Source organism: Hydrogenophaga sp. T66, from assembly GCF_057219855.1.
Window position 1 is genome coordinate 681,590 of sequence record NZ_JBXVVX010000001.1, and the last position, 25,891, is coordinate 707,480.

At 60.7% G+C, this 25,891-nt stretch carries 18 protein-coding genes; 12 read left to right on the top strand and 6 right to left on the bottom strand.

Annotated elements, in window-relative coordinates:
* Nucleotides 1-60 precede the first annotated feature (60 nt).
* Nucleotides 61-558, bottom strand: coding sequence for a Dps family protein (locus tag AC2D80_RS03255; RefSeq protein ID WP_484631540.1), 498 nt, complete (start codon nt 556-558; stop codon nt 61-63).
* A 100-nt stretch (nt 559-658) separates the two neighbouring features.
* A complete protein-coding gene (locus AC2D80_RS03260) occupies nt 659-1,018 on the bottom strand; it encodes an MliC family protein (protein ID WP_484631541.1) in 360 nt (119 codons plus the stop codon).
* A 497-nt stretch (nt 1,019-1,515) separates the two neighbouring features.
* On the opposite strand from AC2D80_RS03260, the gene AC2D80_RS03265 reads away from it, so the two are divergent.
* Both AC2D80_RS03265 and AC2D80_RS03270 read left to right on the top strand, forming a co-directional pair.
* On the top strand, nt 1,516-3,672 hold the full coding sequence (locus AC2D80_RS03265; protein ID WP_484631542.1) for a hypothetical protein: 2,157 nt from the start codon (nt 1,516-1,518) through the stop codon (nt 3,670-3,672).
* A gap of 14 nt (nt 3,673-3,686) precedes the next feature.
* On the top strand, nt 3,687-4,559 hold the full coding sequence (locus AC2D80_RS03270; protein ID WP_484631543.1) for a hypothetical protein: 873 nt from the start codon (nt 3,687-3,689) through the stop codon (nt 4,557-4,559).
* 98 nt (nt 4,560-4,657) lie between these two features.
* On the opposite strand, the gene AC2D80_RS03275 is transcribed toward AC2D80_RS03270, so the two are convergent.
* The 4 genes from AC2D80_RS03275 to AC2D80_RS03290 all read right to left on the bottom strand — a co-directional run bounded on the left by AC2D80_RS03275 (nt 4,658) and on the right by AC2D80_RS03290 (nt 9,479).
* Nucleotides 4,658-6,256, bottom strand: a complete 1,599-nt coding sequence (locus tag AC2D80_RS03275; RefSeq protein WP_484631544.1) for a hypothetical protein — start codon at nt 6,254-6,256, stop codon at nt 4,658-4,660.
* A gap of 1,157 nt (nt 6,257-7,413) precedes the next feature.
* Nucleotides 7,414-7,728, bottom strand: a complete 315-nt coding sequence (locus AC2D80_RS03280; protein WP_484631545.1) for a single-stranded DNA-binding protein — start codon at nt 7,726-7,728, stop codon at nt 7,414-7,416.
* 65 nt (nt 7,729-7,793) lie between these two features.
* Nucleotides 7,794-8,450 (bottom strand): hypothetical protein, encoded by a 657-nt coding sequence (locus AC2D80_RS03285; RefSeq protein WP_484631546.1) that lies wholly within the window; start codon nt 8,448-8,450, stop codon nt 7,794-7,796.
* 48 nt (nt 8,451-8,498) lie between these two features.
* Nucleotides 8,499-9,479, bottom strand: coding sequence for a hypothetical protein (locus tag AC2D80_RS03290; protein ID WP_484631547.1), 981 nt, complete (start codon nt 9,477-9,479; stop codon nt 8,499-8,501).
* A 1,069-nt stretch (nt 9,480-10,548) separates the two neighbouring features.
* Here AC2D80_RS03290 and AC2D80_RS03295 point away from each other — a divergent pair.
* The 10 genes from AC2D80_RS03295 to AC2D80_RS03340 all read left to right on the top strand — a co-directional run bounded on the left by AC2D80_RS03295 (nt 10,549) and on the right by AC2D80_RS03340 (nt 25,885).
* A complete protein-coding gene (locus AC2D80_RS03295) occupies nt 10,549-11,172 on the top strand; it encodes a hypothetical protein (protein ID WP_484631548.1) in 624 nt (207 codons plus the stop codon).
* 73 nt (nt 11,173-11,245) lie between these two features.
* Complete coding sequence (locus AC2D80_RS03300) at nt 11,246-11,863, top strand: hypothetical protein (RefSeq protein WP_484631549.1); 618 nt, start codon at nt 11,246-11,248, stop codon at nt 11,861-11,863.
* Between the two features lie 414 nt (nt 11,864-12,277).
* The gene (locus AC2D80_RS03305; protein ID WP_484631550.1) at nt 12,278-13,198 is read left to right on the top strand and encodes an AAA family ATPase; all 921 of its coding nucleotides are present in this window, start codon (nt 12,278-12,280) and stop codon (nt 13,196-13,198) included.
* Nucleotides 13,195-14,247, top strand: a complete 1,053-nt coding sequence (gene repC / locus AC2D80_RS03310) for a replication protein C, IncQ-type (protein ID WP_484631551.1) — start codon at nt 13,195-13,197, stop codon at nt 14,245-14,247. Before AC2D80_RS03305 ends, repC begins: the two co-directional genes overlap by 4 nt.
* A 325-nt stretch (nt 14,248-14,572) precedes the next feature.
* On the top strand, nt 14,573-14,782 hold the full coding sequence (locus tag AC2D80_RS03315) for a hypothetical protein (protein ID WP_484631552.1): 210 nt from the start codon (nt 14,573-14,575) through the stop codon (nt 14,780-14,782).
* Nucleotides 14,783-14,856: 74 nt separating this feature from the next.
* Complete coding sequence (locus AC2D80_RS03320; protein ID WP_484631553.1) at nt 14,857-15,579, top strand: hypothetical protein; 723 nt, start codon at nt 14,857-14,859, stop codon at nt 15,577-15,579.
* Entirely contained in the window at nt 15,569-16,132 is a 564-nt protein-coding gene (locus tag AC2D80_RS03325) for a BREX protein BrxB domain-containing protein (protein ID WP_484631554.1), read from the top strand. Before AC2D80_RS03320 ends, AC2D80_RS03325 begins: the two co-directional genes overlap by 11 nt.
* 38 nt (nt 16,133-16,170) lie before the next feature.
* On the top strand, nt 16,171-19,632 hold the full coding sequence (gene brxC, locus AC2D80_RS03330; protein WP_484631555.1) for a BREX system P-loop protein BrxC: 3,462 nt from the start codon (nt 16,171-16,173) through the stop codon (nt 19,630-19,632).
* An 81-nt stretch (nt 19,633-19,713) separates the two neighbouring features.
* Entirely contained in the window at nt 19,714-23,106 is a 3,393-nt protein-coding gene (locus AC2D80_RS03335; protein WP_484631556.1) for an Eco57I restriction-modification methylase domain-containing protein, read from the top strand.
* Complete coding sequence (locus AC2D80_RS03340; RefSeq protein WP_484631557.1) at nt 23,099-25,885, top strand: TrlF family AAA-like ATPase; 2,787 nt, start codon at nt 23,099-23,101, stop codon at nt 25,883-25,885. Before AC2D80_RS03335 ends, AC2D80_RS03340 begins: the two co-directional genes overlap by 8 nt.
* The last annotated feature ends 6 nt before the right edge of the window (nt 25,886-25,891 follow it).

Genomic DNA, 25,891 nt, shown 5'->3' on the forward strand with positions numbered 1-25,891 from the left:
CCGCGGCCGTGTCATGAAAAAGCCCCGCCGCGGCGGGGCTCTTTCTTTGGCAGGGTCGCGTCAGTCTTCCAGCAGCGAGCGCAGCATCCACGCGGTCTGCTCATGCACCGTCAGGCGCTGCACCAGCACATCCGTGGTCGGCTCATCGCTGGCCTTGTCGGTCAGCGGCAAGAGACTGCGCGCCGTGCGCGCCACCGCCTCGTGGCCCTGGGCCAGGATGCGCACCATCTCCAGCGCCTTGGGCGGCTGGGCGGGCGCGTCGGGCAGCGAGCTGAGCTTGCCAAACGCGGCGTACGAGCCCGGAGCCACGTGGCCCAGCGAACGGATGCGTTCGGCGATCGGGTCCACCGCATTCCACAGCTCGGTGTACTGGTCCATGAACATGGTGTGCAGGCTGTTGAACATCGGCCCGGTGACGTTCCAGTGGAAGTTGTGGGTCGTGAGGTAGAGCGTGTAGGTGTCGGCCAGCAGCCGGCTGAGGCCCTGCGCGATGGCCGCACGGTCCTTCTCGCTGATGCCGATGTCCATCTTCACGGTCGCGGATTTCTTCGATGCCATGGAAACTGCTCCTGCAAATGCCACTGATAAGCCACTGATAAGCCACTGATCAGCCACGGATTGGCCACTGAAACGCCACAGGATAGCAAGCCATGCGCTGTCAGCGCAGGACCCGACAGGCCAGTGACGGTATCACGGGCGTGCTGAGCGTCAGCGCCTCACCCTGGCCTTGCAGCCGCACCGCGGCGCCTTCGTAGGCGAAGCCGCTGCCCGCGGGCACCTGCTGCAGCTCCAGCGTGCGCCCGTCGCGCACCAGCACGGCCACACCCTGCAGCGCAAAGAAGCGCACCTCGATGCGCTCGCCGTCGTCGCATCGGTAAAGCACGGTGCGCAAGCCGGTGGCTTCGCCCGCGGCGCGGGCGGGAGGCGCCGATGCCAGCGGTGCGCAGCCGGCCAGGAGCAGCGCCAGCAGCGCGATCGCGGCCAGTCGAGAGGGAAGAGGGCGGCGGCTTGAGGACATACGGCGATGTTGGGGCGCCAGGCCAACGCGGTCAACCGGCGCCGCGCCGGCCACAAAAAAGCCCCGCGCGTGGCGGGGCTTCGGAGAGGGGTGGTGGAGACGAGGAGGTTCTCTTGGCCTCCATCAACCACGTTAAAAATCAACAACTTACGAAGCTGAATGGCAGATTTGTGTACCAGTCGTGTGCATCACCGCCGGTGCACAGTAGTGTATCGCGCCCTCGTATGACTACGCAAAGATTCGTCAGCGGCCCCATCCTTCATGCTGAAACCAGCGCGGGCACCACGAGTCCTTAGCCTGGGCAGCGGCATACCCCCCTCGCCAGGAACGACTGATTTATCCGCAGCATCGGGTCGACTCAAGGAATACCTAATTTTGGTATGTACTGGGGAAACTACTAAGTTCTGTCGATTTGCGCCTGCTTAGGCTACGAACGAGCTTTAGAGGCTAAGGGAGCGGCTATGAATCGTGTTTGCTTTCCACTGGTTCTCATCGTTATGTCCTGCTTGACCGCGTCCTGCGGAAAAGGAGACGAGAGTCAGAGTCTCAACGACACCGCTCCGCCCACGACTGCGACCCCGAACACCGAAACGCGCTCGCTTACGACGCGAACGAAAGAGCAGCAGGCGGCGCTTGACAAAGCCAAGGAGGGCTTGCAGTTGCTCCCGCCTGCCACATATCAATACCCAAAGGCAGGGGTCACCATCGGTCAAGGTTGGGACACCTATAACGAGGGCGGCACAAGCGCCACTTGCGTGGACGTCGTGGCAGTGCCATTGGAGACCACCTCATTTCGTACCGACATCAAGCACGTCCAAAGTAGCGTGAGCACGTTGGCAGAGCGCTCGCTAGCTGTGCGCGCGTCTTACAGCGGTGCTGCTGGTAGTGGCTCGGCGTCGACCTCTCGGCAGTCCTCAAGGGCATTGAATGTCGACGCCTTGAACTACTCTTTCACCTTTGAAGCCGAGAATGGGAGCACATTCGCAGTTGCTCCAGGCGTGTACGACAGAGTTGTGCTGGAGCCGTTACGCGTGGCAAAGGAGTTTCAGCCGAATAAGGAGTCCGAACCCCGGACACCGGCGGCTCTCCCGGCCGAATCCACTAGCCGAATAGTCGAGCTGACTAAGTCGATTCGATTCACCCCACACGCGCAGGGTTTATTGAACGCTCGCAAGTACCGCCAATTTGCAAGCGAGTGCGGTCAAGGCTTTGTTTTGTCCATTCATCGTGGCTCAAAAATCGACATCATTCTGTCAATGGCCTCCTCAAAGGCCGAAGAGCGGGAGGCTATGGCATCGGCCATTAGTGGGTCGGGCTACGGCGCGAGTGGAAGCGTAAAGCTCACTACGAACAACACCAAAGCCGTGAGCAACGCAAGTATCGGCTATCGGACCTTTCAAGAAGGGGGGTATCCACACTTGCCGAAAAAGATTTCAGACAAGACGTTGGACGTCGCTAGCCTAGCGCCCGACGCCACTACCTTGCTGTCGAATCCGACTGCCTATCGCGTGATGGTGATGCCGTACGAAAACCTAGACGACTCTATCAAGGGGAAGTTAGCTACGCCACTACGCTTGATGACAGTGGGAACCTACTACTTGGCGCTCAAGGACATTTACAGCTTGGTTGACAACATAGTGGAAGATAACCGTCGAGTATTCAGCGACGAGACAAAATTTTATGTCAGCCCCATGATGATGGAGGCATATGGTGGACGTGAAAAATTAGTCGAACTCAAGGACATGATTCAGTTCGACTTGGCAGTTCTCGAGCACGCACTGGATAGTTGTGCGCAACGCAAGAGCGACTGCTTGCTGATGGACTCCTTTGTTGGTCTACCCGAGGAGCTTGATAAAACGTCTAAGAAATTTGAAGATGAAATCAATAGTGTTGTTAAAGCCGGCAAGGACAAGACGTCGCTCCGAGAAGCATTAGTAAAAGCGCTGGCAACTGAGCAAGTCCCGAATGCGCCTGATTCGATTGACTTTTCGAAGTCTTTGCTGGATAAGGCCAAAGCGGCACAAATTGAGAAATCTCCGGTATGGCCGAGAGAGGCCAAAGGCCCTGCTGCGACGACTGCCAACTTAACCGAGGCGGAGAAGAGGCTCGAGGCTGAGGCCTCTGCACTATCGACTATTCAAGCAGAGGTCTTCGTACTGGCGGAGGAAGAGCTGAAGAGACAAAAAGATAGTTTCGAGGCGTTTAAGGAGAACGTGCGGCGCGTTCGAGACTCCATTGACGACGTCTCGACCCATAATACGCTGCCGGCTTCCTTCTTTTTACGCTTTTATTGGTTTCTCTCACAAATCCCACCGCCCCAAACGGCTGAATCTGATTACTTCGTCAAAGCCGATTTTACTGTTGCAAATGGTGCTACGAAAGAGGTAATTGCTGCTGCAAAAGAGAGGGCCCGACGAAAAGTCATCAATGCTGCGATGAACACTCGCTTACTGCCATGGAAAAGGTTCTTCTGCGAAGACCTCAAGCACGACGCCTTATGTGTTACTGACCGCGCTCTAGAAGACTTTCTTGCCCGTTCCACTATCGAAATCTCTGACAAAAGGATTATTGTCAGCCCCCCGCCTGCTGCACCAAAAGGGGGAAAATGTAGAAGCAACATACTGGGTGGGAAATTCGATTGCTGGAAGCTTTAGCAAAGCAAGGTCATATGTCTGTGCCCAAGCTCCTGTTGACGCTTATTACCGCTTTCAGTAGCTCGGGGCTATGGGCCGCGCTTGTGGTGCCGGTTATCACTGAAGCGCAACGAGCCGCGCTACTCGAGGTTGAGGCTAGCGAGTGGGGAATGCTGCCCAAAGCAGATTGGGATAATTTTTCGTCTCGCCCTAATTTCACGAAAACGCAACCCAACTGCATTGACTACCTGAGTTCATCCACCTGGATGCCACAACACTTCTTCAAGGGCATTCCAGGCCTGAAGCTCTCATACTGGAGAGTTTCTCGCCATAACATTTCTGCAGGATATGGCTCGTTGAAAGAAGGCGTTCAAATGGTGCCGCTGTCTGATGAGCAGATAGCCGCATACAATCGCTATTTGGGGGCTCAACTGCTCGCGGTTGGGGCGGACAACAACGTTGCTATGCAGATGGCCAAGGATTTGGCCACTCCCTATCTTGTGAAAAGATTCATCGGGTCACGGACAATTTTCTCTATTCCAGCAGTGATGGGATTCGGTGGCCTTGCTGTAACGACGGGGGTCATGGTAGGGGGCGTGTACACCACGTACGTAGCTTTTCGGGAGTACTCGGAAAACAACTCGGAGAATGCCAGTAGGGCATACCTATACAACCTGAATGCTTACCTGACGACTGGGGCGCACGCCTACCGTTCCTACAGAACCATGTCCCACGAAGGACAGAAGTACATCCGAGAGCGCTATGGCTTCATTTCTCCCAAAGGCAGTACCTGGGTCACAACCTGCTATTGGCCTCTGACAGGTGAGGGAGCAGGCGCGCCTTCTATGACAAGCGACCGGGGTCCCGGCTCTGGGCGTGCGCTTGTTCCACCGGCGAATCTGCCTTAGCGAAGTCCCGTCGAGTTCACTTGTCGGCCTCAATCAAATTGAGGGAGGCCAAAAAAATAAGAGTCCAGGAAGCTCTCGTCAATCCTGCCAAGCGAGCTTCAACGTCGCTTCTTTAGGTCGCGTCGTGCCGCCCTTTGCTGCTTACGTCTTTCCGCCCGATTGAGTGGCATGCCATCGGCGCCGAGATGGATGGGTCCTGGACTTGAGAAGCTGAACGGTGCGGGGAACTGACGTTCCGAACTCCTGCTAAGCCTCACTTGAGAGTCGCCCCTGAGAATCCCGATTTCGTCTGCGCGCTTGCGCCAGTGAGCGATTTCTGTGGGCGACATTCCTGCAAGGTCCGCGTGGATGAAGTCCTGTGATGACGCGTCCTCGCTAAAGGGCTCGCTTGCAATCCCGATGGCCTCCTGAAGGGTCGGGAGCCCATCTTTGACCGCGTGACAGTAGACGGCTAGTGTCTCGGCTCGTGTTGCTCGGTATTCTTCGTACGAGATGTCTGCTGGCTTGGCCGCAGTCACGAAAACAAACGCTCGGGTAGGAGGCGACCCCGTCGCCTTCACCCGGGCGAAGACTTCTCCTGGGACGCTGGTTCTCAGCGCGTGAATTAGGTCCTTCGAAAGCATTCTTCTTTCCACCCGCGATTGCGCTGCGAGCGCTCGAACAATGCGTTCGTGGTGAGGGCCGGGCATTTGAGTGTCCGGATAGGAGATAGCCTCTCCAGACCGGATGAAGTTGCTCTGATGTTCGATGAGAGCGTCCCATGTGTAGCTAACTTGGTCAGCCTCCTTCTTGGCAGCCCGTTGAGGGCTGTCAATGTAGGTGTGCCAGTCTCCCTCGGGGAACGCGATGCATGAGCCATTGTTCGGCCGCTTTGGAAACGGTGTTCCATCCACAGGGGGCGTGGCCATGTATCGAGCTAGCAGCTCCTCTTCCCCAGGCACCATCACAACGTCACCAGGCGGTTGAAGAAGTCGCTCCTTGTGCTCCAGGTAACAGACAAAGTCCGCCACGGTGTCGAGCTCGTCTAGCAGCAAGTCAATGGCGAGCTCGTCGATGACGTGCACGAACCTGCGCATCGGCAGAGGAAATCCGATACGAAACGGCTTGTCGAGGTGCGATTCACCTTCAATGCTGGTATCGAGCATCAGAGTGCCTGAGCTGCGCCTGCCGAAGTACTCGCGAGCGGCAAAGTGAGAGCCGCGGGTAACGGCTATGAGGAAGTACTTTGCGGACTGGTGAGGTGGAAGTGGGACAGGAAGCGGGTGCTCGCACTGTTTGTCAGTGAATACCCGCTGAGGGTATGCCTTTAGGAACTTCTCGGCGCCTGAAAGCTGTCTTGCTGACCTTGCGACCGCCGCTCTATACCAGCGAGGCCAGGCAACATTGACATCGACCTGAGTCTGAAAGTGGCAGTCCTTGTCAGAGAAGAGCAGGACGTAGTCCCCGAACACCACAAGAAGGTCGCACAGTTCCTTGCCATCCCCCTTTCCTGATTTCCGGCCTTCGTCCGTGTAGACATTCGGGTAGCTCCACAGGGAAAGAAACGCTCGTTTGGCAAGCAGTGCAAGCAGCCGCTCTGAGCTCGTAGTACCTCCTGCAGCCGCAGCCTTCTGCCATGGCGTCTCAACAGTCATCGTGTTCAGGTACTTGGTGTAACGGAGTTCACCGGCTACAGGTCGCCGGATGAGGGGCTGCATGTGAAGGGCTCAATGCTGCATCCTCGGGGAAGGTGTCGACAAATATAAAACCAAGTCCGCATACCCAGAGGCAGGCGCTGTCCTGCCGACCGCAGCGAGGTGCTGCAGTCGAACCTCTGGAAACCAAATGCAATCTCATTCCGTTGAAATTCGTCCTCATGATTCGCGCTGCAGGTACTGGGCAAAGATTTCTCGAGCGGGCGACCCGCTCCCGTTGCCTTGTGATGTTGAGGGCGCCAACGACATCCCTGGGAGCTACTTGCACCGGGGCGACGAAGGGCTGCAAGCGGGAGACGTGCTCTTCGAAGGCGAATCCAATCATCATCGGCGCACCGACCGAGGGTGGTCGTACTGTGTAACTTGCGCGATGCCAAGTGGGGACTTGGTCTGTTTGTTTTCTGGCTTCAGCGAGGAAAAGCGAATCCTCAAGGCGCAGGGTATGTCGCCAGAGTTGCTCAAGGGCTCGGGTGACATCGCAGCCATGGTGAGGATTGCGCATGCTGTTAGGCTGGGCATGAATCTTGTGCAGCCGGTACCGCAAAAGTCGGAGCCTCAAACAGAGCAGGCACAGCCCGCAACGGTGTAGCCGCTTGTATACAACAACAGCATCGCGCGCCTTAGCTCACCGGACCTGATGAGCGCCACCTGAACGACTGGTCCGGCACGTCTGACGCCGACCAATCTCCCGTCCTGAATAGACAGTGCAGGTGACACCCAGAGCACCAGGGGCCTTTGTATAGCCGTGCTTGCTCTCGGAGTGGGGAGGACGTCGGCTACGGACCTAACCGACGGCGAAGGCTCGGCTGTCACGGCCGCGCGAGGGTAACGAACATGTATGCTGAACTCCAGATTGTTCAGCCATTGACGGACGCACCTGTGGTGTGTGGTCTGGCTGCAATCGGGGTTCAGTTGTGGTCTACATGGTGGCCTGTATGTCGCGAGCCGGATTGTGCCGTAGCGAGCGGCAGAAAGAAGCTGCAACTGACGGGAGAGACTTTCGGCGCCGAAAACGCAGAGTCCGTTCAGGATTCGTTTGGGAGATGTACCGCTGGGACATGCCCGGCGGCTGCGCCACGTGACCAACTCTGGAGCACGCAGAAAAACTCCCCCTGGTTCACAGGGGGAGCAAATCAACCATCATCCCGTTGCTGAACGGGCTACTCGACAGCCGCTGCGGGTTGTGCCACCGGCTTGGATATCTTTGCTGCCTCGAAGGCGATGACGAGCAACGTGCCCGTCGGCTTACCGTCTCGCGACAGGTAGAAATCCGCCTTCAACTTGCCTGTCACCTTGACGAAGTCGCCCTTGTTGAGGTGGGGCTTCTCCTCCTTCATGAGGCGCACCGTGTACCAGGTGGGCTGAGTGTCCACACCCCGCATGCTCTCGGCGACCCTGAATTCAGAGAACTTGCGCCCCGTGGTCTTGGACGTTTTCATCTCCGGCTCCGTGGCCACATTTCCAAAAATCTGCATCTCTTCTTTCCTTGACTGATGGCAGGGACAATGCCCTGGAACTTCGTATAGCAGCGGCCTGGCATTCAGTGCCACGTTCCCTGTGGCGCCGATTCGATGAAACGCAACGTCGCATGTATCGGTGGGACAACGGACACCGCAACCTCGCTGACTTCCTCCATGTCGACGTTGCCGGGAATGGCGTCAAGTTCGCGGACCGATGCCACGACCTCTGGCAGCTCCAGTAGCAGCTTCTCGAGGACGGCGGGGTCGGTTGGCGCGGTTTTGACGACCGCCGCATCCAGTGCTTGTAGGCCGAAGTTCAATGCGTAAACCGCGGCATCAGGTCCGTGCGACTTCATCAGCACGACCCTCATACGACCTTCACGCATGACTTTCACGGCACTGAGCACCTCTGCATCCCAGAGAGGAATCAGGAATCGGTGCTGCCGACACATGGCTTGGTGCGTGATGACGAGGTACGTTCCACCGCCCGGTGTTCTGCAGTACGCGACATGGACCAGCGGCGCTGGTGCGTCGGGACCGAAGGACGCGTCGTACATCGCCGCAGGCATCTCGCCGCACAGAACCCAGTGTCCCTGTACTTCCGGCGGGACTCTCAATCCAAGCCGGATGAATGCTTCAGTCAGGGCCTGAGGCGAGCGAAAACCTGCTTCTGCAACCGAGCTGGTCGCCGTATCGCTCGTGTCCCTGACCTCTTGTTCATTGTGTTTCTCTTTCATGGATGTCCTTATGCGCGACAGTGCGCACAACGTGTAGCGACACCCTGTTTAGCCGCTATTTTTTGCGGCGAGTAACCGTAGCGGCGACTCGGGCGCACACCAGGGCTCCATCGGGGGAGTGCGCTGGTAGGGAAGGTAGTTCTCGTCGAACCAGCCATCACAGGCGTGCCCATCGCGCCCATCGAGCCTGACCTTGGGGAGCCAGACCGGGAGAGCCTGGACCAGCACGTATCCGGCGGCTTCGTCCACGAGCCGCGTCCTGCCATCCGGCATGACCTCCTCGCGCGTTCGAATCACTGTGTAAGCGCCGCCGAAGCCTGGAACAAGAACCCTCCGTCCCTCGGTTAGCGAGAACGCCGCCGACTCTTGCACCAGAGCGTCAAGCGTCGCGCGCACCCGGTTATGGATGCGCGGCGTGCGCGTTAGCACCACGACTCGGCGCAGCGGCACGCCGAGTCGGGTAGTTCGGCCCACCGAGAGCGCAAGAGCTTTGAGCGAGGCTGCGCGGTCAGCACCTCTGGCGCTGCGGTCCACTTCGAGCCACGTCACACCGTCCGACTCGATGGCAACCGCGTCGGGGCGCAGTTCAGTCCGTCTTGAACCTCGATTCATCGTGACGAGAACGTTCAAGAGTCCATGCGATGTGTCATTGTTTGCCCCCCCATCCTTCGCAAGCAGGACCATCAGTTCTTGCTCCGTATGCGCCCGAAGTCCCCGCGCTTCGCAGCACAGCGTCAGGAACTGGGCCCATAGGCGATGCTCCGGATTGCTCATGTCGGAGACTCGGCGCACAGATGACGAGGCGTCTACCCCACGGTTGACCAGCCAATCCGCGCCCTTACCGGTCAGGCCGTAGACCGTCTGAAATCGGTCAGTCCTGTAACGGCGAAGCAAATCATCCTTGACCATCCCGCGCATGGCGCGCTGGGCAGCCGTCAGCGCGGCCTTGAACGGGCGCTCGGCAAAGCACCCCACAGCAACATCAATTGTTCGAACGACCTTGAAGCGATTCGCCAGCCTCAGTGCCACCACGCGGATGTGCTCCTGCAGCGCGCTGCTGTGAACAGCTGAGGTAAGTCCTCGGGACGGTGGACGCACCCTCGTGTGCCTTGGTGATGCCTGCTCAGGCGTCACAGGGGCATGGCTCACGGCACTACTTGGCGCAAGCTCGTGTACTGCAGTGGTCGGGCGTTTGTGGGGCTGTGATGCGCGGCGCGGCATCCTGTGTTCTTGCGGCATGTAACCAGTTCTCCAGGGGACGTACCAGCGGCCGCTCGACCCGGTCCTCGACCCTCGAGGTGGTGGCGTCGCCATATCCCGTGTAGCGACCTCCTAGAGGGCGGCGCTACCCAGCGTCAGTAACCGGCGCACCACGCCAACGCGCTCTTTCGGGGCACCGGCGATGTTCTCCAGCACGGCTGCCAGAGGGAATGGGGCAGCTGTGTTTTCCCCTCTGTCGGCCTCGTGTGCCAGGGGCACACGTCTGTCGCGTTTTCGTCGCGACGTCCCTCAAGGTCGCTGTGCTTCCGGACCGGCTGCGCCGGTGCGAACCGCCGCCGTCCCGGAATGTTTTCTCGAAGCCGCTGTGCACCCTGGGACGGCTTGCGCAACTGTTCTTCGGCCTGCCGTTCTCCCACGGCTTGCCCCAGCCACGACAAAGCAGATGTCCATCGGTCGTGACTGGGGACCCCGGCCGCAGGCGACGACGCTTCGCGCCTTGGGCTCCCGAGGTCGGCATGCGCTGGGACGGCGGCGGTTCGCACCGCCTGGCCGGTCCCGGTCGCGAGCAGCTCGTCTCCCAAAAACGTTCCGCCGCGAAAAAGGTGCCTCCCTTGCACGCGTCTGATGACTCATCCAGGGCGACGGCTGGACGCCGGCCCGTCCGCCCGCTGGCCAATCGAGGGGATGGCGCTTGGTGCCCACCAGGCAGGTCCTCCATGAAATCGCTCACCTCGATGGTGAGGGTGCCCTCAAGAACTTGTTTTCCAGGGGTCAGCGCGCAAGCATCACGCTGCCTACGCTCGGGCACCACCGTGTCGCGCCGCTGTGGATAAATAGATACCTATACGTGTCTCCATCAACTTCTTCTGGAGCACACATGCATTTCAAACGCCGCGGCAACCGCATTTCTCTGTACCGCAGCCACTGGGTCCCCAAGGGTCCGGATGTCCCGCACGGTTACACCCACCAGACATTCGTCGGCAGCATCGAGGCAGACGCCACGTCACTACCGAATGAGCTCGCCCTGCTGCTGACGCCGAGTGAATGCGCAATGGTAGAGCGTCGCATCATCGTGCCGGCCACGTTGTCGAAAGAGGCAGCCAGACAGCAGGCCATGCAGCACCAAGTAGACCCCCTGTGGCGTCTCACAGAAGCGCTCAGTCTCGTCGAGGAGGCGGCAGTGCACAGCCAGACAGCCGCTGTTTCTGCTGAACGTACCGAGCGCGTGCTCGCAGCACTGAAGAAAGTCAGAACCGTAGAGCCTGGTCCGTCGACTCATCAGGGCTCGGCGTCAGACCCGCTGCAGGAGGCCGTGAAAGCGATTCAGGCCGCCACAGCGGCGGTTCAGCGCGGACGATACGGCCGCGCTCCGGCGAGCGGATTCCGAAAGACACCCGTGTTCCGGCGCTGGACTGACATTCTCGCGGCAGTTGACGGAGGCGAAAACAGCTTGCTGAGAGCCCTTCAGAACACAGGTTTCGCGTCGAGGCGCAAGGCCTGAACCAGCCCGGGCGTGTTGGAAAGGTGGTTGCTATACGAAGGGCACGACTTTCGTGTTCCAAAGGACATCAACCATGCATCAGACCCTCAACTCGAAACAGCTCAAAGCCATCAACCCCGTTGCCGATACCTTGGGCAGCGTCGAAACGCGTGAAGCGCGAGTACGCCGCCTCTACAGCGCGCCAGGCGGACCGCTGATGGGCTGGCTCCTCGATGAGGCGTTGGCGCGTGGGCACCATCAACAGGAACTGGCCCGTCAACTTGGCGTAACGGTGGGATATCTCCACCAACTGCGCAACGGCTTGCGCCAAGTGAATCACATCAGCCACGATTTTGCAGCAGCGTGCGCAAGCTACCTGATGGTTCCCGCCGTCGTCGTGAAGCTGGTGTCTGGGCTGATTCGCATGTCGGACTTCGCCTGGCCGAACGTTTCAGAAGAAGAACTTGTCGAAAGGGCATTTCAACGGCTGCGGTCGGACCCGGTCGTAATGACGGCTCTCCCCGAGAGCCTGGATTCGCTGAGCTACGAGGCCCGACGTGCGCTCGTCATCCTGTACTCCGAGGTCAGCTGCCAAGACCTCTTCGCTTTGCGAGAGGTCCCTGAAGCTGTCCGGTGGCTGCAGCGCGCTGCAGTTCTGCACAATGAGTCGGAGGCGGGCTCTGTTATCGGACACAGGGATATCAGTCACTGAGGTCTGAGGAGGATGAGAAGACCTGATTGAAAAGGGCGAGCGTTCGGCTCGCCCTTTTTTTGGCTGGTGGCTTCTCTGCATGGTGCGAGTGTGCCGCCATCCAGCGAAGCACCACCAGCGGGATTATGACCGTATGCGAGGGATAAAAAGCGTCCGCTTTACATGTCAGCTGGTGCCGTTTCGTGGCGCTAGCGAGCACGAGCAGGCGCTACCGGTCGTCACGTGCTCCGTTGACCGGCGTGGAGTATTCAATGTCCGATACGAATCCTGTGCTCAAGCTCAGGGACGTTGCAACCCTTCTTGCGCGCAGCCCGGAGACCATCCGAAAAGACTTGCATCGCAACCCAGCTGCTGTACCTCCGCGGCTCGTCATTCCCGGCACCCGCCTTCTCCGGTGGCGTGCAGAAGACGTACATGCGTGGTTGGCACGACGCGTGGAGGGTGTTCAACATGGCTAAGCAAGCGAAGAAGAATCCCTTCAGCAGGCCGTTGAACATTAAATTCATGCTGCGCAACCCGCCCCCTGCGCTTGACCACGTTCTTCCAGGCCTGTTGGCGAAGTCTGTCGGGCTGCTGGTTGGCCCAGGCGCCGTCAGCAAGACCATGCTCGCCCTACAAGTTGGCATCGCAATGGCCACCGGTACACCCCTGCTGGGCGGCCTCGTGGGTGGGTCTGTTTCTGAGGGTGGAAAGGCGCAGCGTGTTGTTTTGGTCCTTGCCGAGGAGTCAGCTGAGGTCGTCTGGCATCGATTGCATGCCATCGCAAGCGTTCAGCTCGCAGCTAGTGGCATCGACCCTGATACCGCCGCGGAGCTTCTCGAGCGCAACCTCGTTATCCACGCACTCGCTGGTGGAGACCAGGTGAATCTGCTCGGGGACAACTTGGATAGGACGCCAGATGGTGAGCAACTGCGGGAGGCTTGCATGGGGGCCAGGCTCGTCATCCTTGACCCTGTACGCGACTTTCACAACGCGGACGAAAACGACTCGACCGCTATGAAGGCGCTGGCTCGTCATATCGCGAGCTACGCGGTGTCGACCGGAGCCGCATGGTTACTTGTGCATCACTCCAGCCGTGCTGCGGCTGTGCACGGATTTGGGGGCTCTGCCGATGCTGGGCGCGGGTCCACTGCGCTCACAAATGCAGTTCGCTGGCAAATGAACTTGAGCCGCCCTACCCGCGAAACAGCGAAGCAGCACCGAATACTGGCTGACGAGCTGCATGAAATCGTTCTCCTCGACGTCCCGAAATCGAACTACGTTGGAAACCCAGGAACCCTATTGGCGCGACGAGGTCCGCACGGCGTACTCACGTTGGCGGAGGGCCGGTCATGAAGCGGCAGTCCTTGGCAATAGCGGTGACACCGGAGACAACGCACCCACGGGTGGTTCGACTTTCTCCACTAGTTGGACTGTGTCAGCTCTTCCGTCCCTTGGCGAAGAGCCGTGCAGCACGCCCGACTCTCAACGAGACGTACCAGTACGGTGAGGACCTCACCCTTCGCTTCAGTGCGCGGGAAGCGCTCGGCGCTCCCGAGCAGACCCTGCTGCTCGTGCTTCTTGAGCTTGCGGAAGAGCAGCATCGGCGAAGGCCCATCGAGCACCGCCTCGACCGGACCGACAGGACGGAAATCGGTTCGCAGCTTTGGGCTTCGTTGCACGAGGATTCACCGACCCCTACGCCAGACGCACCATCGACCCTCATGCTCAGCTGTAGTTGGAGTGAGCTCCATCGCAGGTGTGGTTCGACCAGCGTTGGGGGCGCTGTTACGGAAAGCCGACGCGCATCTCTGGCGCGATTGTGCGAAGTGACAGTTTGGGAGAAGTCAGAGTCGGCCAGGACGGTCCGTTCAGGCCGTCTGGTTAGCTGGTTGGTGGGGGACGACCAGAAAGTTCATGTGGCCTTGAACCACCGGCTAGCGTTGGCACTGCTGAGTCCCGGGTACGCCCAGGTTCTGCTCTCCGAGCGCCTGCAACTCGACTCGCAGACCGCGATGCTGGTCCATGCGTTTCTCTCGACCTGCCTTGGTCAGGGCAAAACGATGTCGATTGGGTACGCGACGCTCGTGGACCGTCTTTGGCCCAGCCAAGGCATTCGCGTACCCGCGAGTACGCACCGTCGGCGCATTGCCGACGTCAAGGCGGCGTTGCGCGCGGTAGGGAATCTCACGCAGTGGGACGTCTCGCTGGGCAACTCCGTGGCGAATGTGGTGCGCATCCGCGCCAAGCCTTTGGTTGCGCATATGGCTGAACGCGGTACGCGTGCTGTGCCTTCCACGCGAAAAGTCTCGCCTGTAAAGCCAGCTCGCGAAGTGACGAGGGGAGGTCATTTCAAGGTTCAGAGCGCGTCGTATGCCGAGCAGCCCTTTTGGAAGAACGCCTGAGTGGATAAGCTTTCGCTGCGATATGACGAGTCTTGTACAAGTTCTTAACTAGGTACCCCGCTACACGGCAGGGCGGGGCCTTGCGCACGGCCCCTTTCTGCCTCTGCATCGGCACGTGCATGACGCCGACTCGTGGTGAGGACTTCCTGGGTCCGTTCGGCCTCACACATTTCTCCAACTTGCCCAGCGACAGCTTCTTCCCTGGCTGAGTAGCTCAAGGAGTGGAGGTGCGGCTTAGGCGCCATGTCAGAGGAGGGCGGACAAAATCGACCACTACTTGCATTAAGCTAGCGACTGAGTGGCGTTTTACTTACAGGAGCCAGGAATGGCCAGTGTCAAGTCAGAGGTGGTCAGCGTTCGGGTGGAGCCGCACATAAAGGCGGCGCTGCAGGTGGCGGCTGAGCGCGAGATGCGCAGCCTCGCGAACATGCTGGAGGTCATGGTGGTGGCCTATTGCCGTACTCAGGGATACCCTTTGGAAGGCGTTCCAGATGAAGCTCTTCCACACGCCCCTCAACGGGGAAGCGGCGCGTGACTGAGCAAACCCAGGCACTCCTGGCCCAATTGGGCTTTCGAGCCGGCGTAAATGGCCCTCACGCAGCGCGTACGATGATGCTGGACGAAATGCGCATGCTGCTGGGCCATACCGAACCCCAGAGCAGCCGTGCTGACTACGCGACGGCCATCGTGGATAACAACGTCCTGGGCAAGCCGACCCGCAAGGCGCGGGAATTGACGCTGCGCTACATGAGTGCGCTCTACAGCCTGGATTCGGCTAACCCCATTTTTCGGGCACTGCGCCGTCTCTGGCCACTGAGCGAAGCCGCCCAGCCTATGCTGGCCCTGGCAGCGGCACTGGCGCGCGACCCACTGCTGCGCGCGACCCAGGACTTCATTCTCGGCCAGCCCATCGGCGCAGCGGTCTCCCGGGAGGCGGTCGAGCGATTCCTGGTGCAGGCCTACCCAGACCGTTTCAGCCCTGCGTCGCTCAAGTCATTTGCGCAGAACGTCGCCGGCACTTGGACGGCGGCAGGGCTGCTGTCCGGCCACCGAAATAAGACCCGCTCCCTTCCACCGGCACACCCCGAATCTGTGGCCCTGATGCTCTTTCTTGGCTACCTCGGAGGTCGTACTGGACAACGACTCTTCTCGTCAGAGTGGACCAGGTTGTTGGGTTGCTCACCAGACGAGCTAGAAGCGCTTGCAGATTCCGCTTCGCATCGGGGTCTGCTCGTGTTCATGAACGCGGGCGGCGTCAAGGAGGTCCGCTTTCCAGGGTACCTCTCGCCGGAAGAGGAGCGCATTCGTCAGGAGGTCGCACATGTCGTCTAAGGTCGCCAAACTGGTTGCCGTTTACCGAGAGCACTTGTCAGTGCCATGGCAAGCTGGTCTCGCCGCCATCCAGCGAGTCATCTTTGCGGTCTACGACAAGGCAGACGAGCTCCGTCTGCGAGCCAACGTTGGTGAGTTCGAACTCGCCACCCAGCAAGCCGGCAAGCAGTGGCTGCTACTGGACATAACCAGCGCCTTCCCGGAGTGGATGGGCGCGCAGGAATACCGCGATGCCTACTTCGAGTTGCCCGAGGACATGGCCGGGTACCAGGCTGGAGAACTCACTGAGTTCGTCGCAGACTTGACGGCGAAGCTCAGGGCAAGAATCTCCGAGGAGGCCGGACCTGACACGGTGGTCGCCCTCTTAGGGGTAGGCACGTTGTTCGGTCTCGCGCGCGTGTCCTCGGTCGTAGAAGGAATCAAGGAAAGCGTCCAAGGCCGGCTCCTGGTCTTCTTCCCGGGCGAACACCACCCAGAGAACCACACCTACCGCCTTCTGGATGCGCGCGACGGCTGGAACTACCTCGCCGTGCCACTGCTCGCCCAGGAATGACGCATCGCACCACCTGAAGAACCAAAGCAAGGACCACCATGCTCAACAGGGACATTTACAACAAGCCCCCGAAGGAGAACCGCCTCGTCAACAACGGTGTGGCCGAGGTCTCCGAAGACCACTCCGAAGCTGCGCAGGCCATCCTTCGCTACGAGCTCGAGACCTTCGTCTGCGACGGTCAGTACGAGAAGGGGCTAGAGACCATCCTCGACAAGTTCCTGCTCAACCTCGACTCCAAGACCGAGCAGCCGGGTGTGTGGATTTCCGGCTTCTACGGCAGCGGCAAGTCGCACCTGGCCAAGATGTTGCGTACGCTGTGGACCGACTATCCGTTCGCCGACGGCGCCACCGCCCGCAGCATCGCCAAGCTTCCCACGGAGGTGTTCGAGCACCTGAAGGAGCTCTCCACCCAGGGCAAGCGTCACGGTGGTCTGCACGCCGCAGCCGGGAAGCTGGGTGCCGGCGCCGGCGACAAAGTACGGCTCGCACTGGTGGGCATCGTGTTCAAGTCCAAGGGCCTGCCCGAGCAGTACAACCAGGCGCAGCTCGTCATGTGGATGAAGCGCGAAGGCATCCTAGACGCCGTCGAAGCGGAGCTAAAGGCCGTTGGCCGCTCGCTCGCCCAAGAGCTGCCTCACATGTACGTCTCGGGCCACCTGGCCAAGGCTCTGCTGAAGGTGCGCCCTAACTTGGCGCACACCGAAGCAGACGCCCGAAGGCTGCTCAAGGAGCAGTTTCCACAGGTCACCGACATCAGCAGCGAGCAAATGACCACCGCCATCGGCGACGCGTTGATGGTGGAAGGCAAGTTCCCGTTGACGTTGGTGGCGCTGGACGAGGTTCAGCAGTTCGTCGGCAACGATGTGGAAAAGGCGTTTCAAGTCCAGGAGGTTACTGAGACCCTCAGCAAGCACTTCAATGGAAAATTGTTGTTCGTTGCCACTGGCCAGTCAGCATTGTCGAGCATGGTCAATCTGCAGCGACTGATGGGGCGCTTCCCTGTCCAAGTGATGCTCGGTGACTGGGACGTCGAGAACGTCACCCGCCAAATCATTCTGGCCAAGAAGCCCTCGGTGCAGCCCGAGGTCGAGAAGGTCTGGCGCAACAACCTCGGCGAAATCTCCCGCCACCTGCGCGGCACAAAGCTCGAGCACGTCACCGACGACGAGAGCGTCATGACGTCCGACTACCCGCTGCTGCCGGTACGCCGCCGCTTCTGGGAACGCGTTCTCCGCACCATCGACACCACCGGCACGGTCTCGCAGCTGCGCAGCCAGTTGCGCGTGGTGCACGAGGCCGTGCTGGCCACCGCTGAGGCCCCGCTGGGGCACGTGGTCTCGGGCGACTTCCTCTACGACCAGATTGCCGCCAACCTGGTCTCCACCGCGCAGCTGCCCAAAGAGGTATTCGAGAACGTCCAGCGCTTCGCTGCTGGGGATGCGAACGCCCAGCTGAAGGCCAAGCTGCTCAAGCTCATCTACCTCATCAACAAGCTGCCGGCCGATGCGGCGATGGACCTGGGCCTGAAGGCCACCGAAGAGGCTCTGGCCGACCTGCTGGTCACCGACCTGTCCGCGGGCTCGTCGGAGCTGCGCAAGTCGCTGCCGGCCCTGCTGGAAGAGCTGCAGAACAAAGACCGTTTGGTCATGGCCCTGGCCGGTGGCAACGGCACCGAGTACCGGCTGCAGACCCGCGAGTCCAGCGCCTGGTACGACGAGTTCCGTGCCCAGGAGGCCGAGCTCAAGGCCGCGCCACAGCGCGTGGAGCAGAAGCGTGCCGACCTACTCAAGACCCGCTTTGCCGAGGTGCTGAAGAAAGTGCGCGTCACCCAGGGCAAGGGCAACGAGGTGCGCACGCTCAGTCCGACCTATGACGACACCCTGCCCAAGGACAACGACAAGAGCCTGTACCTGTGGATTCAGGACGGCTGGCAGACCGAAGAGAAGTCAGTCATTGCCGAGTCCAAGGCCAAGAGCTCTGACAACCCCACGCTCTTCGCCTTCCTGCCGGCCCAGCACAAGACGGAGCTGACGAACGCCATCGTCGCGCTGGAGGCCGCACGCACCACGCTGCAGAAGAAGGGCAACCCGTCCACCGAAGAGGGCCGCGACGCGCAGCGCTCGATGGAGAGCCGCCAGCGCAACGCCGAGAAGGAGCTGGCAGAGCTGGTGGACAAGCTCATGGCTGGCGTCCGCGTGTTTCAGGCCGGCGGTCAGGAGGCCACCGACGGCAACGACCTGGCCGACCGCATCAACCGCGCGGCCAAGTCTTCGGCCATCCGCCTCTACAGCCAGTTCGATGCGGCCGACCACGAACAGTGGGGCAAGGTCCTGGACGAAGCCCGCAAGGGCAACCTGGAGGCCCTCAAGGCCGTTGGCCACGCGCAGGAAGCCGACAAGCACCCGGTCTGCCAGAAGTTGCTGGGCTTCATTGGCCCAGGCAAGAAGGGCTCGGAGATTCGCGAAAACTTCGAGGCACCGCCGTACGGCTGGCCGCGTGACGCCATCGACGGCGCGCTCTACGCACTGCTGGCGTCCGGTCATGTCAACGCCACCGATGCAGCGTCCAAGCCTGTCGACGCCAAGAGCCTGGACCGCGCCAAGCTCACGCAGACCAGCTTCCGGCGCGAGAGCATCAACATCACGCCGATTCAGCTCATCAAGATTCGCAAGCTGTTCGACGCCGTTGGCGTGCCCTGCCAGCCCAAGGAAGAGCTCAACCGGATGCCAGCCCTGCTGGCCAAGCTGCGCGAGCAAGCGTCCAAGGCCGGCGGCCCGGCCCCTGCGCCCGAGACGCCGAAGCTCACCGTCATCGAAGCCATCGAGGCGCAGAGCGGCAACGCACAGCTGCTGGAACTGTTCACCCGGCACGACGAGGTGCTGTCCCTGTCGCAAGGCTGGACCAAGACCGCGGTCGAGATTGCGAAGCGCATGCCCGCCTGGCATAAGCTGGGTGACCTGCTCCGCCACGCGAAGGCCCTCGGCCCCTACGCCAAGCTGAAGGCCGAGGCCGATGCCATCGAGGCCCAGCGCAGCCTGCTGGCGGACCCAGACCCTGTTCGCCCCTTGTTGGACGAGACGGTCGACCTGCTGCGCCAGGCCTTGAAGGCCAAGCTGGACGCCTTCGAGCAAGGTTTTGCCCAGCAGCAGGCCCTGCTGCAGCAAGACGCCGACTGGAACAAGCTCGGCAACACCCAGCGCGATGAACTGACGGCCAAGCACCACCTGACGCCGCCACCCGCCGTGGCCACCGGCACGCCTGAGCAGCTGCAGGACGCCTTGGACGACTGCGACCTGGACCACTGGGTCTCCAAGACCCAGGCCTTGCCGAGCCGGTTCGAGGCCGCGCGGCACGCTGCAGTACAGCTGCTCAAGCCCAACGTAGTGCATGTCTCGTTGCCCAAGCGCACGCTGAACGACGAAGCCGAACTGAAGGCCTGGTTGGCCGAGGTGGAGGCCCTGCTCAGCGCCAAGCTCCAGAAGGGGCCCGTGGCGCTGTAACGACCCAAGACGTCCAAAGGGGAGACCGGGGAACTACAGCCGTTACCTGCGTTACCCCATTCAGGGAAGACAAAGAACACCATGCCGACCGCAAGCATCAGCAACCAGCCCCTGGCCAAGCCCCTGCGCAGCCAGCTCGAGAACACCGTCAAGTCCGCCCGCGATGTGGCCGAGAAGGCTGCGCTGGCCGCGCTTCGGCAGCTGGCCGTGAGCGAGGCGAAAGCTCCGGACTACCTGAGCGACGACCTCAAAGCCCTGCGCCGCCGCCTGCGCGCCCACGGCCGCGCGCTGGGCGACGTGAAGTCCAAGGACGACACCCAGGGACTGCAGCACCTAGTGTGGGAGGTGGCCTACGAGCACTGGCACCGCATGCTGTTCGCCCGCTTCCTGGCCGAGAACGGGCTGTTGATGTGGGAGCTGGGCGCCCCGGTGTCGCTGGAAGACTGCCAGAACCTGGTCGACCACGAACAGGCCATGTTGGAGGGCGAGAAGCTCGCCTCCAAGACCCAGTGGGAACTGGCCGGCAAGCTGGCCGCTCGCATGCTGCCCCAGGTGTTCAAACCGCAGAGCCCGGTGTTCGAGCTGGCCTTTGCGCCGGAGCACCAGCGTGAGATGGAGCGGCTGCTGGCGGGGCTGCCGACTGAGGTGTTCAAGGCCAGCGACAGCCTCGGCTGGGTCTACCAGTTCTGGCAGGCCAAACGCAAGGACGAGGTCAACGCCTCGGAGGTGAAGATTGGCGCCGACGAGCTGCCCGCCGTCACCCAGCTCTTCACCGAGCCCTACATGGTGGATTTCCTGCTCCACAACTCGTTGGGCGCGTGGTGGGTGACGCGCCACCCGGGCAAGCCTTGCCCCGTGCCACTGGCCTACCTGCGCACGCTGGAAGACGGCACGCCGGCGGCCGGCAACTTCGAGGGCTGGCCCAACCGGCTGGACGAGTTCAAGCTGCTGGACCCCTGCTGCGGCTCGGGCCACTTCCTGGTGGCGGCCTTCCTGCTGCTGGTGCCCATGCGCATGGCGGCCGAGGGCCTGAGTGCGATGGACGCGGTGGACGCCGTGCTCGCCGACAACTTGCACGGCCTGGAACTGGACGCCCGCTGCGTGGAAATCGCCGTCTTCGCGCTGGCCCTGGCGGCCTGGCGCTTCCCAGACGAGAACGGCGACCCGCTGGGCGTGCGCGCCGACATGCCCGCACCGCAGGTGGCCTGCTGTGGCCTGAAGGTGGCGGCTAAGCCCGAGGATTGGATGGCCCTGGTGCCGGACGATGCCGCCAACGCCGCCTACCTGCGACAGGAACTGCGCCTGCTGCACGCCAGCTTCGCGCAGGCGCCGCTGCTGGGCAGCTTGCTGGACCCGGCGCGCAGCCTGAAGAACGACCTTGCCACGTCGAGCTTCGACACGCTGCGCGACTTGCTGGGGCGTGCGCTGGCCACTGAGCGCCCGGCGACGCTGTGGGGGCAGGGGAGCGAGTTGCAAGACGACAGTTGGGACCTAGCGCTCACGGCCAAGGGCCTGCTGGATGCCGCCCGACTGCTAGATAGGCGTTACCACCTGGTGGTGACCAACGTGCCCTATTTGGCGCGCGGCAAGCAGCTGGATGCGTTGAAGGACTACTGCGAAGCCCATTACCCCGCAGCGAAGAATGACCTAGCCAATGTCTTCCTAGAGCGCTGCTTAGAGTTGAGCCGTGACCAGGGTTCGGGCGTGGTGCAAATCGTGATGCCGCAGAACTGGCTCTTTCTGGCTGGCTATAAGCACCAGAGAAAGTCACTACTTGAAGAGCGCACTTTTGGAATGCTGGCCTTGCTCGGCGCCAAGGGTTTTCAGACGCCCATGTGGGACTTTAATGTGCAGCTATTGACTTTGGTTTCGTCAAAGCCGGCACATGGACACAGAATTACAGGGATTGACGTCGCAGACTGCGCATCGGCTAACGAAAAGAGCGACTCGCTGCGAAAGTTGGACGTTATAGCGGTAGCCCAGTCGGTGCAGTTGGCCAATCCCGCTCACGCAATTGGCTTGGAAGACCTGTCCGGTAGAAGACGAATCGGCGACTATGCAGTCGTTAGAGGCGGGATTACTACGAGTGATTCACATAGATTCCGCAAGTGTTTTTGGGAGGTTTCTCTTTCAAGTGCTTGGTCGTATCAGCAGTCTACGACCGGTGCGGCGATTGAGTACGGCGGCAGAGAGCTTGTTCTGTTTTGGGAGCAGGGGAAAGGAGCTCTGGCAGGTTTGACTGGTGGGGGTGGTGCAACGATTGCGGGCAGGGATGCCTGGGGCAAGAGTGGAACTGCACTTTCTTATACGGGAGGCCTCTTTGCTACCCTGTACAAGGGGGAGCTGTACGAAAACATAATCTGCGTGATGCTTCCCAAGCGAGCGGAGGACCACGCGGCGTTGTGGGCTTTCTGCTCATCAAGTGAGTTCGCGCCATCGGTACGAGGAGTTAACCAAAAGCTTAGTGTGGACGTGCGGTACTTCGAGAATACGCCGTTCGACATAGCCCACTGGCAACAAGTCGCCGCCGAGCGCTACCCCAACGGCTTGCCCAAACCGCATTCCGACGACCTCACGCAGTGGCTTTTCCATGGCCACCCCCAGCCGGCTACTGACCCGCTGCAAGTCGCTGTCGCCCGCTTGGCCGGCTACCGCTGGCCGGCCGAGACCGACACGGCGATGGAACTGGCCGACGAAGCCCGCACCTGGATTGCCCACGGCGACAAGCTGGCCGAGCATACTGACGATGATGGCATCGTCTGCCTGCCTTCGGTGCGCGGCGAGGCGCCCGCGCATGACCGGCTGCTGAAGCTGCTGATTGCCGCCTGGGAGACCGTGCAGCCCGGCAGCTGGAAGCCGGCAGTGCTCGACAAACTTCTGGCCGATGCTGAATGCGCCGGCAAGGGTCTGGACGTCTGGCTGCGCGAGAAGTTCTTCGAGCAGCACGCCAAGCGCTTCCACCATCGCCCCTTCATCTGGCATGTGTGGGATGGCCTGAAGGATGGCTTCGCTGCGCTGGTGAACTACCACCAGCTCGACCACAAGAAGCTGGAGCGCCTCATCCACACCTACCTGGGCGACTGGATTCGCCAGCAGGAGGCCGGCGTTCGCTCGGGCGTCGATGGTGCCCCCACCCGCTTGGCCGCAGCGCAGGACCTGAAGCGCCGGCTGGAACTCATCCTGGAAGGCGAGCCGCCCTACGACATATTTGTCCGCTGGAAGAAGCTCTCCGAACAGCCCATCGGCTGGAACCCCGACCTCAACGACGGCGTGCGGCTCAACATCCGCCCCTTCATGACCGCCGAGGTGCTGCGCCACAACAAGAAGCCCAAGCTCAACATCACTTGGGACAAGGACCGAGGCAAGGACGTCGAGAGCGCACCTTGGTTCAAGGTCTTCAAGGGCGACCGAATCAATGACCATCACCTATCGCTAGCTGAGAAGTTGGCTGCGAAGGAGAGCCGCAATGTCTAAGTACCAAGGGATGCGATGGTTCAAGTGCGACCTGCAAATGCAGACCCCCGCAGATGCGTCGCATTGGCGGGGCGCTGCTCTGGGGGCCACGCAGGAGGAGCAAAAGGCATCTGCCATCGCCTATATCCGTCGATGCTACGAGGTTGGGCTTGAGGCGATAGCCATCACAGACCACAACTTCCTGTCCAAGTCGTTCATCCCCCTCTTGCAGGAGGTGATTCATGAGCTGACTGGTGAGTTCGGGTATCGCATGGTGCTGTTCCCCGGCTTCGAGTTCGAGGCCGACGTCGGAAAGGGCGTTCACGTACTCGGCATCTTCGAGCCAGACTCAAAGCTTGACGAGTTGGACCACTTGCTGACCGAGTGCGGTGTTCCCTATCCGCGCGTTCAAGGCGGGGTACTTGCGAAGTCGACACGACGGCTCCCGGAGGTTCTGCAGTGCATCCAGCAGATAGGAGCGAACGGCAAGCAACGGGGCATCGTGGTGATGCCTCACGCACTCAAGGATGATGGCCTGTTCGACAACGGGAAGCTCAGCGAGTGGCTTCAGCAAACTGAGTATTTGAACCCTGAGCTCTTGGCGGTCGAGGTACCAAAGCCTGTCGGAGAGATGAGCGCAGGATGGCGTCGGCTTTTTGGCGCGGGCGACGACTGCGATACGGCCTGGAAGCGTGCGAGGCCCATCGCTTGCATCATGTCCTCGGACAACAAGGCGTTGACCCCTGAAGAGAACGCCGATAACTACATTGGCATGCGTTACACGTGGGTCAAGATGTCTGAGCCCTCTGTGGAGGCGTTGCGTCAGGCGTTTCTAGACCACGAATCTCGCATCCGTCTTCAGAAGGAGCGTCCCAGCGACGGGGAGCGGCATCCGCGACTCGTCAGCATTTCCGTGAAGGGCGCGGCTTTCCTGGACGACCAGACGGTTCACTTCTCACCCAACCTGAACTGCGTCATTGGCGGCCGGGGCAGTGGCAAGTCTTCCCTTCTCGAGTACCTGCGATTCAGCTTTCAGCCCGATTACGCCTCAACCGTCCACTCGGACCTTCAGGAGAAGCTAAAAGGGATTCTCCGGACAGTGGACAACAACGATGCCGAACTGCAGGTGACGTTTGAGGTGGCGCCTGGTGTCGTCGACACCGTGCTGCTGAAGCCCGGTGCGAAGGAGCACCGACTTCTCCAGCGCGAGGTGCACGACCTCCGGACGGTTCTGGACCAACTTCGCATCCAGTTTTTCAGCCAGGGTGAGTTGAGCCGCCTCAGCAGCCCAGGCCAGAAGAACCAGGTGTTGCGCCTCATTGACGCATCCTGTGGTGAACGATTGGCCGAGTTGGCCAGCCGAGAGTCAGCCATCCGTGGGGAATTGGAGCAGCTCTTCGCTGCGAGTCGCCAAGCTGAGTCCTTGGATAAGGATGTTCAACGGACCATGCAGGAGCTTGATGAGCTCAATCGCCAATGGCAAGCACGGAAGGACATCCAGGCCGAAGCCAACGTGCATCGACAGGCCCAAGATGCCAAGCGTTTCATTGCCGGCGCTTCCTCGTTGTCCGATGGTTATGCCGAGGGGCTGCGCACTGCACTCACTGCCCTAGACCCTATCCCCCAGCTCCCTGAAACCGCAGCAGAGTGGCCTCACCACGACTGGTTTGAGGAGCTGCGTGACAAGCTGCAGAAGGCCCGCGACGCGCTGGTTGCTGAAGTAGAGGCGGCAGTTACCCGGTTCGCTGAAGAGTCCCGCGAAAGCCTTGAGAACCATCCTCAGTGGGCTGAGGTGAGCGCGCGTCTGAATGAGGCAGAGCAACGATTTCTTGCCGCTTGTGAAGAAAAGGGTGTCCAGCCAAGCGACGTCAGCAAGTTGCAAGAGGTCGACCGTCTTCGAGGCGCTAAGCAAAGCGAGCTCGACGGCAAACAGAAGCAACTTTCTTCTTTGCACCAGCAGTCTGCTGAGTTGGAGCGGGCTCTGGCGAAGCTTCATGCCGTTTGGCGCGAGCAGTACGAGGCGCGGAAGGCGGCGTGCGAGGCCCTTCAAGGCCCAACGACTGTCGTGACTGCCAGCTTCATGCTTGATGGCAACGCCTTCGAAGACTCTTGGGGCCGCCTTGCGCCCAGGGACAGCAGAACTCGCCTGGGCAGAAGCTGGGAGGACATTGGGAAGTCTGTATTTGCGACTTTCGCGCAGTCCCCAGGATTTGCCTCTCCATGGGAGGTGGTGCATGGATGGCTAAAGGCACCTGAGACTGTCCCGGAGGGAAGCCCAGCCGCTCCGCTGCTGTCAGAGCTTTCGAAGCACATTGACACGCCCGACGTGCGAGCGGTTTGGGAGAAGGTTCGATTGAGTCGAGTTGACGACCTCATCGACGTTGAGCTGAAGCGACCAGACGGCACCAGCGCAGGAAGAATGAGCGGCGAAGGTGGAAAGGTGCTCTCCGAGGGGCAGAGGAACACCGCACTGCTAAGCCTCATCTTGGCGGAAGGCTCGGGCCCTATCGTTATCGACCAGCCGGAAGACGAGCTTGACTCGAACTACCTGTTCAGCGACCTGGTTCCTTTGCTCCGACTCACGAAGAACACCCGTCAACTCATTCTGGCGACGCACAACGCCAACTTGCCTGTGAACGCTGATGCGGAGCTCATCTACGCATTCGAAGCTCGGGATGGAAGAGGCAAGCAGCGGACCCAAGGTGGACTTGACCGTACTGACGTGACCAAGGCTGTGCTCGACATCATGGAGGGTTCGGAGCAGGCCTTCAAACAGCGCAGCGAGAAGTACCACTTCTAAGAATCG

What these genes read in the sequence shown, in the direction of transcription:
- AC2D80_RS03255 (WP_484631540.1), bottom strand. Translation starts at nt 558, where the DNA reads ATGGCATCGAAGAAATCCGCGACCGTGAAGATGGACATCGGCATCAGC.
- AC2D80_RS03260 (WP_484631541.1), bottom strand. Translation starts at nt 1,018, where the DNA reads ATGTCCTCAAGCCGCCGCCCTCTTCCCTCTCGACTGGCCGCGATCGCG.
- AC2D80_RS03265 (WP_484631542.1), top strand. Translation starts at nt 1,516, where the DNA reads ATGTCCTGCTTGACCGCGTCCTGCGGAAAAGGAGACGAGAGTCAGAGT.
- AC2D80_RS03270 (WP_484631543.1), top strand. Translation starts at nt 3,687, where the DNA reads ATGTCTGTGCCCAAGCTCCTGTTGACGCTTATTACCGCTTTCAGTAGC.
- AC2D80_RS03275 (WP_484631544.1), bottom strand. Translation starts at nt 6,256, where the DNA reads ATGCAGCCCCTCATCCGGCGACCTGTAGCCGGTGAACTCCGTTACACC.
- AC2D80_RS03280 (WP_484631545.1), bottom strand. Translation starts at nt 7,728, where the DNA reads ATGCAGATTTTTGGAAATGTGGCCACGGAGCCGGAGATGAAAACGTCC.
- AC2D80_RS03285 (WP_484631546.1), bottom strand. Translation starts at nt 8,450, where the DNA reads ATGAAAGAGAAACACAATGAACAAGAGGTCAGGGACACGAGCGATACG.
- AC2D80_RS03295 (WP_484631548.1), top strand. Translation starts at nt 10,549, where the DNA reads ATGCATTTCAAACGCCGCGGCAACCGCATTTCTCTGTACCGCAGCCAC.
- AC2D80_RS03300 (WP_484631549.1), top strand. Translation starts at nt 11,246, where the DNA reads ATGCATCAGACCCTCAACTCGAAACAGCTCAAAGCCATCAACCCCGTT.
- AC2D80_RS03305 (WP_484631550.1), top strand. Translation starts at nt 12,278, where the DNA reads ATGCGTGGTTGGCACGACGCGTGGAGGGTGTTCAACATGGCTAAGCAA.
- repC (WP_484631551.1), top strand. Translation starts at nt 13,195, where the DNA reads ATGAAGCGGCAGTCCTTGGCAATAGCGGTGACACCGGAGACAACGCAC.
- AC2D80_RS03315 (WP_484631552.1), top strand. Translation starts at nt 14,573, where the DNA reads ATGGCCAGTGTCAAGTCAGAGGTGGTCAGCGTTCGGGTGGAGCCGCAC.
- AC2D80_RS03320 (WP_484631553.1), top strand. Translation starts at nt 14,857, where the DNA reads ATGATGCTGGACGAAATGCGCATGCTGCTGGGCCATACCGAACCCCAG.
- AC2D80_RS03325 (WP_484631554.1), top strand. Translation starts at nt 15,569, where the DNA reads ATGTCGTCTAAGGTCGCCAAACTGGTTGCCGTTTACCGAGAGCACTTG.
- brxC (WP_484631555.1), top strand. Translation starts at nt 16,171, where the DNA reads ATGCTCAACAGGGACATTTACAACAAGCCCCCGAAGGAGAACCGCCTC.
- AC2D80_RS03335 (WP_484631556.1), top strand. Translation starts at nt 19,714, where the DNA reads ATGCCGACCGCAAGCATCAGCAACCAGCCCCTGGCCAAGCCCCTGCGC.
- AC2D80_RS03340 (WP_484631557.1), top strand. Translation starts at nt 23,099, where the DNA reads ATGTCTAAGTACCAAGGGATGCGATGGTTCAAGTGCGACCTGCAAATG.